This window comes from Streptomyces sp. NBC_01431, assembly GCF_036231355.1.
GTDB lineage: Bacteria > Actinomycetota > Actinomycetes > Streptomycetales > Streptomycetaceae > Streptomyces.
Window position 1 is genome coordinate 533,709 of the sequence record NZ_CP109497.1, and the last position, 13,454, is coordinate 547,162.

The 13,454-nt window shown below is 70.1% G+C and carries 7 protein-coding genes and 1 pseudogene; 6 read left to right on the top strand and 2 right to left on the bottom strand.

The genetic code is table 11. The features are described from left to right. The first annotated feature begins 198 nt into the window (after positions 1-198). The 4 genes from OG522_RS39805 (at position 199) to OG522_RS39820 (ending at position 9,814) form a co-directional block, all read left to right on the top strand. Complete coding sequence (locus OG522_RS39805) at positions 199-6,516, top strand: type I polyketide synthase (RefSeq protein ID WP_329468351.1); 6,318 nt, start codon at positions 199-201, stop codon at positions 6,514-6,516. Between the two features lie 813 nt (positions 6,517-7,329). Then, positions 7,330-8,076 carry an IPT/TIG domain-containing protein gene (locus tag OG522_RS39810; protein ID WP_329468352.1) on the top strand — a complete coding sequence of 249 codons (747 nt, stop codon included), beginning with the start codon at positions 7,330-7,332 and terminating at the stop codon, positions 8,074-8,076. Between the two features lie 93 nt (positions 8,077-8,169). Beyond that, positions 8,170-9,189 carry an IPT/TIG domain-containing protein gene (locus tag OG522_RS39815; RefSeq protein ID WP_329468353.1) on the top strand — a complete coding sequence of 340 codons (1,020 nt, stop codon included), beginning with the start codon at positions 8,170-8,172 and terminating at the stop codon, positions 9,187-9,189. A 160-nt stretch (positions 9,190-9,349) separates the two neighbouring features. After that, on the top strand, positions 9,350-9,814 hold the full coding sequence (locus OG522_RS39820; RefSeq protein ID WP_329468355.1) for an Ig-like domain-containing protein: 465 nt from the start codon (positions 9,350-9,352) through the stop codon (positions 9,812-9,814). Positions 9,815-10,192: 378 nt separating this feature from the next. On the opposite strand, the gene OG522_RS39825 is transcribed toward OG522_RS39820, so the two are convergent. After that, positions 10,193-10,618, bottom strand: a complete 426-nt coding sequence (locus OG522_RS39825; protein ID WP_329468356.1) for a hypothetical protein — start codon at positions 10,616-10,618, stop codon at positions 10,193-10,195. A gap of 1,136 nt (positions 10,619-11,754) precedes the next feature. Between OG522_RS39825 and OG522_RS41470 the strand changes: the two are divergent. Both OG522_RS41470 and OG522_RS41475 read left to right on the top strand, forming a co-directional pair. Next, a pseudogene (locus OG522_RS41470) lies at positions 11,755-12,111 on the top strand (winged helix-turn-helix domain-containing protein); the annotation flags it as partial. Positions 12,112-12,170: 59 nt separating this feature from the next. Continuing rightward, on the top strand, positions 12,171-12,737 hold the full coding sequence (locus tag OG522_RS41475) for an IS630 family transposase (RefSeq protein ID WP_443074873.1): 567 nt from the start codon (positions 12,171-12,173) through the stop codon (positions 12,735-12,737). A gap of 18 nt (positions 12,738-12,755) precedes the next feature. Here OG522_RS41475 and OG522_RS39835 read toward each other — a convergent pair whose 3' ends face one another. Then, complete coding sequence (locus tag OG522_RS39835) at positions 12,756-13,124, bottom strand: DDE-type integrase/transposase/recombinase (protein WP_329468357.1); 369 nt, start codon at positions 13,122-13,124, stop codon at positions 12,756-12,758. Positions 13,125-13,454: the final 330 nt, after the last annotated feature.

A 13,454-nucleotide genomic window follows, 5' to 3' on the forward strand; every position in this document is an offset into this window, starting at 1 on the left:
CGAGGTCCTGCCAGTTTCCCGCGGTTTCCCGCAGCCCCGCCCCCGGAAGGCCACCTGCCGACTGCGGGCACACGCCAAGGCCGGCGCCCCGCCCCTCCCCTCGCGCTGGCCCTGTGGGCACACCTCCCTCTCCTCGAACTCCCCAAGCTCCGCGAACCACACGCATCCGCTTTTCCCATGGACGACTAGGAGACTCCCGTGGTGGCCCTGGACAAGTACCCCTCTCGCCCCGCGAACGGGCCCATCGCCGTCATCGGCATGGGCTGCCGGCTTCCCGGAGACATCGACTCACCGGCCGCCTTGTGGAATCTGCTGATGGAGGGCCGTGAGGCGGTGGGCGCGCCTCCGCCCGGCCGTGATGCGCCGGCACCCGCGGCCGGGACGTCGGCCGACGCGCAGGCCGTGCATCTGCAGGGCGGGTACCTGACCGACGTTTCGCGGTTCGACGCGGACTTCTTCGGTGTCTCGGGCAGAGAAGCCGACGTCCTCGACCCACAGCACAGGCTCCTGCTGGAGGTCGTCTGGGAGGCCCTGGAGCACGCCGGGCTGCCTCCCGACGGGCTCGCCGGCTCCCGCACGGGCGTCTACACCGGTCTGAGTTACAACGACTACATGGACCAGCTCGTCGGTCTGCCCCAGGAACTGGAAGGCTCCATCCTGACGAACGGTCACTGCGTGGCCGCAGGCCGCATCTCCTACCTCCTCGGCCTGCACGGCCCCAGCATCGCCCTCGACACCGCCTGCTCGTCCTCCCTGGTCGCCTTCCACCTCGCCTGCCAGGCACTGCTCCGCGAGGAGTGCGATCTCGCGCTGGCCGCCGGCGTCAACCTCATGCTCACCCCGCGCACCACCCGGTCCTTCACCAGGATGGGCATGCTGTCCCCAACCGGACGCTGCCACACCTTCGACGCCGCCGCGGACGGATTCGTCCGCGGCGAGGGCTGTGGTGCCGTCGTCCTCAAACGCCTGACAGACGCCCGCAGGGACGGCGACCGTATCCTCGCCCTCGTCCGCGGGTCCGCCGTGAACCAGGACGGCCGCTCCGACGGCATCGCCGCCCCGTCATCCACCGCGCAGCAGGCCCTCTACCGCACGGCGCTCACCCAGGCGGGCGTCGACCCGGCGCAGATCTCCCTGATCGAAGCTCACGGCACGGGCACCCCTGTCGGCGACCCGGCCGAGTTCACCAGCCTGGCAGCCGTGTACGGCAACGGCCTCTCCCCGTGCGCCCTCGGCTCGGTCAAGACGAACCTCGGCCACTTGGAGCCCGCCGCCGGCATCACCGGACTGATCAAGACCGTTCTGTGCCTGCAGCAGGGGGTCATTCCTGCCAACCTGCACTTCACCAGCTGGCACCCCGCCATCGCCGCGGACGCCACCCGCTTCTTCATTCCGGTCGAACCGACTCAGTGGCCAGGGCGGCAGCCGGTCAGGCTGGCTGCGGTCTCCTCGTTCGGTTTCTCGGGCACCAACGCCCACGTGATCCTGCAGCAGCCCCCGCGGCCCAGCCGCCGCGCCGGCCTTCCCGCCCCACGCCGGCCGGAGGGCGCACCGCCCGAGGTGATCCTGGTCGCCGCCGGATCCCACCGGGCACTGCCGGCCGCGGCCGGCCGCCTCGCGGACTGGCTCGACGGGGACGGGGCGCGCGTCCCGCTGCGGGACGTGGCCCACACCCTGGCCCTGCGCCGCAGCCCCGGACGCGGGCGCCTCGCGGTCGTAGCCCGTTCCCGCGCCGAAACCCTGGAGGCACTCCGGCTGTTCGTCGCGGGCCTGCCCCATCCCGCCCTCGTCTCGGGCACGGCCGATGTCACCGCTCCTCACCAGCCGGTATGGGTGTTCTCCGGCCAGGGTTCCCAGTGGTCCGGTATGGGCCGCCAACTCTTCGCGCATCACGGGCCCTTCGCGAAAGCACTGACCGACGTCGATGCCCTCATCCAGCAGGAGGCGGGGTTCTCCGTCCTGGAGCTGATCCGCTCGGACGAACCCCTCACCGGATGCCCGAGGATCCAGCCGGTCCTCTTCGCCCTGCAGATCGCCCTGGCCGCGGCCTGGCAGTCGCACGGCGTCCGGCCCGCCGCCGTCATCGGGCACTCCATGGGAGAGGTCGCAGCAGCCGTCGTGGCCGGAGCGCTCACCCTCGGCGACGGGGTCCGCGTCATCTGCCGCCGCTCGGCACTGCTGGAGCGAATCGCCGGGACGGGCGCGATGGCCAGCGTCGCCCTGGACCAGGCCACCGTGGAGGCCGACCTCGCCGACGCCGGGACCGACGCCGTCTCAGTGGCGGTCCTGGCCGCGCCCGGCACCACCGTCGTCTCCGGTGACGCCGACCAGATCGCCCGCCTGGTCACCCGATGGGGGAAGCGCGGGATCCTCGCCTCGCCGATCGCGGTCGACGTCGCTTCCCACAGCCACCATGTCGACCCCCTCCTGCCCGATCTGCACCAGGACCTCATCGATCTGCGCCCCCGTGCGCCCCGCATCCCCTTCTACTCCACCGTGACCGAGGACCCGCGGCACAGCCCTCTCCTGGGCGCCGCCTACTGGTGCGACAACCTGCGCCGGCCCGTCCGGTTCCGTTCCGCCGTGGCTGCCGCCGCCCAAGACCGCCACCAGATCTACATCGAGATCTCGCCCCATCCCGTGATCACCCAGTCCCTTGCGGACAGCCTGGCCGAACTGACCCCGGACGCACTGGTTCTGCCCTCACTGCGCCGCGGACTGGACGAAACCGTCACCCTGCGGACCCAGCTCGCCGCGGTCCACTGCGGCGGCGGCACCGTCGACTGGATCCCCCTGTACGGCGGCGGCCTTCTGACGGACGCCCCCACCATCACCTTCGACCGCACCCGCCACTGGACCTCGGGCGAGGCGCAGCCGGCCGACGCGGGGGCCCTGCCCGGCCGGCACACCGAGATCCCCGGCGAACCGATCCGCCACACCTGGACCGCCGCCGCCCCGGCTCGCCATCTGCCCTGGCTCAACGACCACCGCGTCCACGGCACCGCCGTCCTGCCCGGGGCGGCCTTCTGCGCCCTCCTGCACACCACGGCCCGAACCGCACTGGGCGGTGTCACCACGGACATCGAGACCACCGACATCGCCTTCCACGACCTGCTGCGCCTGACCGACGACACCGAAATCAGCACCACGCTCACCCTTGCCGCCTCCCAGCAGGCCACCGGTGAGATCCACTCCCGCCAGCCCGACGGGTCCTGGCAGCTGCACGCCTCAGCGGTCACCCGCCGTGGGCTCACACCCCAGGCCACTCGTGCCGCCTCCGTCCCGGACCTCGACCGCAAGCACCCCGTCCCGCTCGATCCGGCCGCCCTCTACGCCGGGTTGCGTGCCTGCGGCCTCGAACACGGCCCGGCCTTCACCGGCATCACCAGTCTGCACACGAACAGCCACCGGGACAGCTTCTGGGCCCGCATCCAGCTTCCGCCCGCCGCCCGCACTCCCGAGCACGCGCTGAGCCCCCACCCCGTCCTGCTCGACCTGTGTCTGCAACTGCTGGTCGCCGGAGCCGGTCACGACAGCGCACCCGCGCCCATCCTGCCGGTCCAGGTCGGCGCCCTGCGCATCCTGGGCGACCCCTCACGGGCCGTCCACGCGCACGCCTGGGTCACCGAGAACACCGCGACCACCCTCGCCGGACACGTCCGTGTCCTGGACGCCGACGGCCGGCCGGTCCTGGCCCTCGACGGCGCGCGCTTCGCCCGCCGCGCACCGGCCGAGGGCACTACCGTCGACCAGTGGTTCCTGGAACTCGGGTGGCATCATGCGCCCCGTTCCCGCGCCAGGCAGGCACCTCCCGGCAGGTGGCTCGTCGTGGACGAGGGAGACGGCGAAGCCGGACGCCTGGCGGCGCTCCTGCGGGACGCCGGTGCCCACGCGGAGGTGCGAGAAACTCCACTGAGCACGGAGGGGCTCGCCGCACTGGCCGATGTCTTCCGCAACCACCTGGCCGCTGGAGCGGGACCCTGGCGCGGTGTCGTCATGCTGTGCGGCACGCCGTCCGCCGACGACAGCGATCCCACCCACGGCGCGGAGCAACGCGCCAGGCGACTGCTCGCCTTCGCTCAGGCAGCCGAAGACCACGACGGAACATGGCGCCTGTACACCGTCACCCGGCACGCCCGCGCGGTCACGGCGGACGAGGCCGGCCACCCCGCCCACAGCACCGTACGGGGCGTGGCACGTGTCCTCGCGATCGAGCACCCGCGCCTGCGGCCCACCCTCGTTGACGCCGATCCCGGAGCACACGGGCTGCGCGCGCTGGCCGCCGAACTCCTCGCCGACGCACCTGAGGACGAGGTCGCTCTGCGGGATGACAGCCGATACGTGGCACGCATCGACCGCGCCCCCGTCACTCCGGCCGAACGGACTGCCTCCACCACCCGGGTCGTCCGGTACGGCGAGGACGGGTTCCGCCTGCGCGCCGGACGCCTCGGCGATCTCGACAGCCTCGAACTAGCGGCAACCGGCCGTCGTCACCCCGGCGAGGGAGAGGTAGAGGTGCGCGTCCAGGCTGCGGGGCTCAACTTCCGCGACGTCCTGACAACCCTCGGCATGCTCGGTTCGGAGCCCCTCACCCCGTACCGCATCGGCTTCGAGTGCGCGGGTGAGGTCACCGCCGTGGGAGCGGGCGTGGACCACGTCCGCGCCGGAGACACCGTGGTTGCCGCCCAGCTCGAAGGCGGCGCCTTCGGCTCCTTCATCACCGTTCCCGCCACCGCCGTCGTCCCCGCCCCGCCCGCCCTCACCACCGAGGCGGCAGCAGGACTGCCAACGGCGTTCCTCACCGCCTGGTACGCCCTCCACCGCGTCGCACGGCTGGCCCCCGGTGAACGCGTCCTCGTCCACTCGGCCAGCGGCGGCACCGGTCTGGCCGCCATCGCCGTCGCCCGCCTGCTGGGCGCGGAGGTCCTGGCCACCGCCGGCACCGAGGAGAAACGACGCTACCTGCGCGGCACCGGCATCCGCTGCGTCATGGACTCCCGCACCCTGGACTTCGCCGAACAGGCCCGCCAGGCGACCGGCGGCGAGGGCGTCGACGTCGTCCTCAACTCCCTCGCCGGCCCCGCCGTCCGCGCCGGGCTCGAAGCGCTGCGCCCCTTCGGCCGCTTCGTCGAACTCGGCGTACGCGACATCTTGGCCGACGCCGCCCTCAAACTCGCCCCGCTGCGCCACAACATCACCTTCTCCACCGTCGACCTCATCGAACTCCAGCAGCGCAAACCCAAGTTGTTCGGCACGCTGCTGCGCGAGGTCATGGACCACATCACCGAGGGACGCCTCAAGCCGTTGCTGTGCACCGCCTATCCGCTCGATCTGGCCGCCGACGCCTTCCACTTGATGGCCGGCGCCCGGCACATCGGCAAAATGGTGCTCACCGTCCCCGACAGGGGAGAGACCACCGCCGTCCTGCCGGACGGGCCTCCCGTCGTACGCCCCGACGGCGCTTACATCGTCACCGGCGGCCTGGGCGGTCTCGGGCTCGCCACGGCGCGCTGGCTCGCGGAGCAGGGAGCGGGCCGTGTCGTCCTCAACGGCCGCCGGTCCCCGTCTCTCCAGACCGCACGCGCCGTCAAAGACCTGCCCGGGCAGACCACGATCGTCCTCGGCGACATCTCCCTGCCCGGCACCGCCGAACGGCTCGTCGAGGCCGCCACCAAAGGCGGTGTGCCGTTGCGCGGGGTCGTGCACTGCGCCATGGTCCTCAGCGACGCCGCCCTGGGCACCATCCGCGACTACCAGATCAAGCGGGTGTGGGCCCCCAAGGTCACCGGTGCCTGGAACCTCCACCGAGCCACGACTGGACACGCCCTGGACTTCTTCGTCCTGTACTCCTCAATGAGTTCCCTGCTGGGCAATGCCGGACAGGGAACGTATGCTGCCGCCAACGCCTGGCTCGACTCCTTCGCCACCTGGCGCACCCGTGGCGGCCTGCCCACACTGGCCGTCAACTGGGGTCCCTGGGGCGAGACGGGGCAGGCCACCGATTTCGCCGATCGCGGCTACGAGACCATTCCCACCCGCGAGGGGATCGAGGCCCTGCACACCCTGCTGGCCCATCAACGGGTCCAGACGGCCGTAATTCCCGGCCCGCCGCAGACCTGGATCCCCCGTGCGGGCTCAGCCTCCAGCCTCTTCGCGCTCCTCACGCCGGACGACCTCAAGACTCCGGACGAGCCCGAGTCCGGCGGCTCCGGCATCCACGCCCGCCTCCAAACCCTGCCTGCCGGCATCGCACGCCAGAGCGCCCTGGAGACCTACCTGGGCGACCACATCCGCGCCATCCTGCGCACCGGCAGCGCCACGCTGGATCCGCAGACCCCTCTCAAAGCCCTCGGCTTCGACTCGCTGCTGGCCACTGAACTACGCGTCCGCCTCGAAACCGAACTCCCCGTCCGTCTCGCCGGGAACTTCATCTGGCAGCACCCCACCGTGGCCTCCCTCGCCACGGCACTCGCCGCCCTCATGGGCCTGGCAGCAGAGGCGAAGACATCGTCCTGACGCCGGTGTCCCCAATGCGCTCCCGCGGCGCGCCCCTCCATTGGGGTGACGGTGCCAGCAGATGCTTGCGGCACATGCCACAATCCTGAGTCAATTGAGAATCCAACCGGTGGGCAGCCCATCCCTCTTGGGGGGCGTGGCCCTGTTATGGCCTGCGGCTCTCTGCTGGCCAGGGAGCCACCGACGTACCAGAGTCGCGATGGGCCCCCTCGAGGGGGGTTGGATCGCCAGTCGGTGCCACTTATGTGGTACCGACTGGTCGGTTGTAGGGCTCTGTCACCTGCCCCGTGCGACGGCCCGGGCGGGCTCGAAGCGTTGATGACATGCCGCTTCCACCGGGCCGCTACCACGACCTCGCCGCGCGCCGCCCCGTCGGCTGGGCGATCTCGTCGCCGAAGACCTCTCCCCACCGTCCGCGGGGTTTGCTGGCCGCTGGTGTCGACGCGAACGTAGTGGTCTCGGCCCTTTTCCAGGTGCGCGCTCCGCCATTCAGGTGACAAGTGGAGTCGGAGACTTGTCAGCGATACACCCGTATGGGTCACTTGTAACAGCAAACCGGTGGGCCGCCCATCCCAATCCGGGGGATCGTGGTAATGGCGGCGCCTGCCGGTTTTTTCTTTGGGCGTGTGCAGGAGCACTCCGCGAAACCCCCGCAGCCTGAGCGAGCCGCTCGTCCTCCCCTCAAGCGGCTTCCGTGAACGCAGGAACTCACTGTGCACTTCGATGCCGCTCTGCCAGGCGTGTCTTTGGCGCCGGGTGTCCCGCCGGTCGGCTGTGTCCTCTGTCCCTGTTCTGACAGCGAGGAGTCTCTCCATGCCCATCTCTCCGAACCAGGGTTCGACCGGCGGTGGCACGCTGGTGACCATCACTGGTACGAACCTCTCCGGCACCACCGCGGTGAAGTTCGGCACCAAGCCGGCCACCAGCTTCACCAACGTCTTGCCGACCCAGGTCACCGCGGTATCACCGTCGGGTACGGGCACGGTCGGCATCACCGTGACGACTCCGGGCGGTACCAGCAACCCGATCCCCTTCTTCTACGTCGGCGCCCCGTTCAAGTCCTCGCTGGGGGCGACGTCAGGCCCGCTGGTCGGCGGGAACACGATCACCGTCAACGGTGTGGGGCTGTCGACCGCGACCAGTGTGTCCTTCGGCGGGGTGCCCGCCACCCCGACGGTCGTCTCCGACACCCAGCTCAGCGTCACGGTGCCGGCGGGTGTAACGGCGGGTTCCGTCGGGGTGAGCGTCACCACGGCGGGAGGCACCAACAACGGTTTCTCCTACACCTACGTCGACGTTCCCACGGTGGCCACGGTCCTCCCGTCCTCCGGGCCCACGTCCGGTGGTACCGCCGTGACGATCACCGGTACCCGCCTCGACACCACCGACTCGGTCACCTTCGACGGCGTCGTGGCACCGTTCTCCGTGGTGAACTCCACCACGCTGTCGGCGGTGACTCCGCCCGGTACCGCCGGCGCGGTGGACGTGGTGGTCACCAACCCGGCCGGCTCGGCCACGGCCAGCGGCGCCTTCACGTACGTCGCGGGCCCCGGCATCTGATCACTCGTCCCGCCGCCGCCCGGCTCATCAGCGGGCGGCGGCGCCGTCGTGCCCGACTCCGGGCCCCGACCCAGGCCGCCGCAGGAGCACTTCATGCCGCCCACACTCAGTGCCATCAGTCCCTCCCTAGGCCCCACCACGGGAGGCACCACCGTCACCCTCACCGGCACCGGTCTGACGGGGTCCACATCCGTGCGATTCGCCAGTACGCCTGCCACGTTCACCGTCAACTCGGCCACCCAGATCACCGCCGACAGCCCCGTCGGCAGCGCGGGCGCGGTGGCGGTGACGGTCGTCAGCCCGGCCGGCACCAGCAACGCGGTGACCTTCACCTACGTAGCAGCCGTGGTCCCGGTGGTCACGGCGGTGGCGCCCAACAACGGTCCGACATCGGGCGGCACCAGCGTCACCATCACCGGGACCGGGTTCACCGGCGCCACCGCCGTGCGCTTCGCCGATGTGCCGGCGGCGTCGTTCACCGTCAACTCGGCCACCCAGATCACCGCCGTGACGCCGAGCGGAAACCCCGGCGGCGCCGCGGTCACCGTGACCGCGCCCGGGGGCACCAGTGCCGTTTCCGCCGCCGCCTACTTCTTCTACGCCGCGCCTCCCGTACTGACCGATGCCGGCCCGGCCCAGGGCCTGACGTCCGGGGGAACGGTGGTGACGCTGACCGGGTCCAGTCTGCTCAACGCGACCGCGGTCCGCTTCGGCTCCACGAACGCCACCTCCTTCACCGTGGTGTCGTCGACACAGATCACGGCCACCGCGCCACCGGGTACGGGAAGTACCCAGATCACGGTGATCACCCCGGGCGGCATGAGCAACCCCGTGCCCTTCGCCTATATCCCCGCTCCCACACTCACCAGCCTCGCGCCCGTCAGCGGACCGACTTCCGCCGGCACGGTCGTCACCCTCACCGGCACGAATCTGGCCACCGCGACAAAGGTCACCTTCGGCGCCACGGTCGCCTCTTTCACGGTCAGCTCCGACACACAGATCACGGGCACGGCACCTGCCGGGCCCGCCGGTCCGGTGTCAGTGAGCGTCACTACCGCCGGCGGCTCCAGCGCTGGCCTGATCTATACCCGCGTCGCCGCCCCCGGCATCTGAGGCGCGGCCGGCCTGGTTCCAGCGGGTGTGGCCCGCTGGTCCAACCGGGTTCCCTCTGCGCGCGGCCTCGCGCAGGAGGAGGTAAGTCGCCTTAGCCTGAAGATCACCCCAGCACGTACGACCCTGCGGGACACGTCCACCGACGTAAGGAACTGAACCGGTGAGAATCACGCGAGGCAGAGGAACCCTGGTCATCACCACCGCGCTGGCGGCCGTAGTGGGGCTGGCATCGTCCGCTGCGGCCGTGGCGTCGAACACCACCGTGACGGCCACTCCGCAGACCACCACCGCGGGCTCGCTGGTGCAACTGCACGCATCGGTCGGCTGCCAATCCGATCCCGGCGGCGGTCTGGGCGTGACGTTCTTCGACGGCGGCAACCTGCTGGCCACGGTGCCCGTGACCGCCAGCGGCCAGGCCGACTTCAGCACCACCTTCACTGTCGGCACGCACACGATCACTGCCTCCTACAACGGCAACGAGACGTGCGATGCCTCCAGCAGCACCACGACCGTCGAAGCGACGACCGCACCCACTCCACCCAGCACCACCCCCGGCTTCTGCCTGCTCGCCTGCGGTGGCCTGATCAATTTCACCACCGGCAACATCTCCAACTACATCTCGTGAGCACGGCAAGCGCACAGTGAGGGATGGCGCCTGGACAGCGTACGTTCGTGAACACTCGGGCACAGACGGGACCACGGGGTTCACCGACGATCGCCGCCAGCTCATCGAGCAGAAGTCCCGACTCGGCGAGCGGTACGGGTTGTGTGGACCGTGCGCGAAGGAAGACGCCGACTGTGCGGACGCCACCTTGGCCGCCGGAGCCGAGCCACCTACCGCAGGGAATCGGTCGGCTGTCTGGGCATCCTCGGGAGGTGGGCCGCTGGCTACGGGGTCAGGTGACCGGCGATGCGGCTCCGATGCCGTCCAACCTCCCCGGTGACGAGCTGCTTTCCGTTCTCGTGCACATCGACATCTCGCCTCGGCGGGTGCCCCCCGAAGTCATGAAGAGCAGACTTCACGACCCGTGAACAAAGCCATCCGCCTGACGCGCCCGCGGTCGGGCAGCGTCCACAGCACCCCCGGCTCGTCACTGTCGGCGAACGCCGCCTGCCCCAACAGACTCGCCAGGTGCGCCCGGTCTTCCCCCTGCGGCCCGTCGGCGCGGCTGTGCTGCTGACCGAGCTGGAGGTAGCCCCGCAGGGTCTCCGGAGCCATGCCGGTGTGCTCGCAGTACGCGGCAATCAGCATGGACACGGCGACCATGGTGTCCGCCGCGTCCGTGGCCCGGTACAGCGTCATCCGCTTCCAGTCGTGCGCGACGTCCGGAGCGGCATAGTTCATGACTTCTTGGCAGCGCTCGACCGCTTCAGACACCAGCTGGTTGACCGCGCGGCGCAGCGGCGCGGGCATCGGAGTGCATTCCATGACTGCACGCTATCGGCGCCACGCCCCGCGAATCCCGAGCTGTGGTCGCTGATCACCCGTACGCACCAGCGTGTCCCACATGGTGAGTTTGAGGAAGCGTTTGTGCAGCAGAGGGGGGTCCGTAAAGTTAACTGTGAGAGTTCTTCTGCGGCCCGGGATGGGTTGCTGCCAGGCTCGGCGCTCGTGATCCGGCATGACTCGAGAGTTAACTGGCGTCCCGTCAGGGGCTGCCGTTCCTCCGAGATGTCTGCCGGGCGCGGGCGTCGGCCTGGCCCACCCGTTGGCTTGATCAGCAGCTTGTCCGCCCTGCGGCGTGACTCATCACAGTTCCGCCACGGGGTGACTTCACGTGCTTCCGCAGTCCTGGCCCGGGGTGCCGACGGGGTCTACCGGCCTTCTCGTCGTTTTCGGTGGCCGGCTCGGTCGGAGGGCACGGGCTCTGCGGGTACCCGTGTCTGTCCGGGGTGCGCGGTGCCGTCCGGGGCGTGCGGCTGCGCGAGCTGCTCCCCCCTCAATCGGTCCCGGCGGCTCTTCTGGTTGGAGACCCACACCCCGAGGCGTACATCGTGGTCATGCCCGTCCAGGGCGATCCGTTCGGTGTGCTGACGGGGAAGGCGGCCGCTGCCTACGCTCGCGCGGTACCTGATGCGGCTGGATGCGTTTGCTTTCTTGGCGTTCAGGGGGGGAGGCGCCGCCCTGAACACCGAAGCCGGGCGAGGTTCAGGCACACCACGGGCCCGGGGCCAGCCCGTCCCCGGGGCTCGTTTGAGTCACGCTGCTCAACGACAGCGCGGCCGTGCGGAATCGGTCAGGCAGTAAGTTCTTCTGACACTGAAGCGAGTTCATGCTCAGTGCGGCCAGGCATTGTTCTTGAGACTTCGTTAGCAGGACGCCGATGCACCGGTCCCCCAGTTCCCGGTGGAGAAGCTGTGGGTATTTCCGACTAGGGTTATCGGGCCGCATACAGGCTCCCACTGCCCAGTCGCATCGTGGTAGGCCTCTTCCTCGATGCGTACAGCAGGCGTGAAAATCTTATTGATCCGAAACGGTTGGTGTTCTGGGTCGTTGATCCCTGTGTGAGTGAACTGGTGGGGGACGCGCGGCAGTTGTCGCCTTCGGCGCAGGAGGCGCTGCGGATGCGGGCGGTGGCCGCGTTGGTCGCGGGGCGGGATCGCGAGGAGGTCGCGGCGGTGTTCCAGGTGTCGCTCAAGGCGGTGGACAAGTGGTGGGCGAAGTTGCTTACGGGCGGTCGTGAGGCGCTGATGGCTCAGCCCCGCGGTCGCCAGGTCGGTGAGCACCAGATTCTGAGCACGGTCGAGCAACAGGCCGTCCGGCAGGCTGTTTTGGATCACCGGCCGTGCGATGTGGGTCTTGCGAGCCAGCTGTGGACCCGGGCAGGGGTGGGGAACCTGATCGCGAAGCTCTACCGGGTACGGCTGACCGAGCAGGGCGTGGGCAAGTACCTGCGCCGCTGGGGCCTCTCGTTCCAGCGCCCGGACAAGCGGGCCGTCGAGCAGAGCCCCGAGGCGGTGCGGGTGTGGCAGGAAGAGACGTGGCCGGCGATCCGCGCCAGGGCGAAGACCGAGGGAGCGAGGTGCTCTTCGCCGACCAGGTCGGCATCCGCTCCGACCAGGTCACCGGCCGAACCTGGGGCGAGAAGGGGCGCACTCCGATCGTGCGCCGCACCGGCAACCGGTTCTCCGTCAACGCGATGTCGGCGATCAGCACCAAGGGCCGCATGCACTTCATGGTCTTCACCGAGACCTTCGACGCCGATGTGATGTGCCGCTTCCTGGACCGCCTCGCCGGATACTTCGCGCACAAGGTCCACCTTGTCCTGGACGGCCACTCCGCCCATCGCTCCCGCAAGGTCCGTGCCTGGCTCGCCGATCACCCCGACCGGATCGAGCTGCACTTCCTGCCATCGTACTCACCGGAGCTGAACCCGGACGAGCTGGTCAACGCCGACCTCAAGCGCAGCCTGCCCATGCACCCCCGGGCCCGCGACCAAGCCCAACTCGCAGCCGAAACCCGCAGATTCTTCCACCGCCGCCAACGCCAACCACACATCATCCGCGGCTACTTCGGCAGCCCCCACGTCCGCTACACCCTCGAATAGAACCCTTTGAGTTTCGGATCAATAGAAGCCGGTGATCCAGGTCGCGATCCGCAGCCGGGCCTCGGTGCGGGTGGCGAACGTGTGCCGGTGGACGTACTCGACCTTGAGCACGCTGTTGAACGCCTCGCTGACGGCGTTGTCGAAACACGGCCCGACGCGGCCCATGGACTGGGTCACGCCCAAGCGGCGACAGACCCGGCGAAAGCGCCGGGAGCCGTACTCGCTGCCGCGGTCGCTGTGGAAGATCACGCCCTTCACATCACCGCCGCGGGTGGCAGCGGCCATGTTCAAGGACGCCACGACCAACTCGGCGTCATGACGTGCGCCCATCGCGTAGCCGAGCAGCCGACGCGAGAACAGGCCGATGACGGTGGCCAGCCGAGCCACCCGCCGTACCCGGCGGCCGTGGCCCCGCGGTCAGCCGGGCCTCCCTGCAGGCCGACCTCCTGGCGGCCGACGCCCGCACCGCCCGGCTCGCCGCCCAGGTCCGCAGTCTCGAAGCCCGCCTCGGCGAGGCGCTCGGCAACCAGGTCTGGCGCGAGATCGGCATCGGCGGGCCGGACGACACCGAGCGGCTCAAGGCCCGGATCATCACCCTCGAACAGCAGGCCGTCGACCTGGAACCCCCCTGCAGTTCCTCCAGCCGGGTGGGCAGCCGCCGGATGTAGCGGGCGGGATCTCGCTGGCGTTGGGCACCGGGAAACGGGACGATGTGGC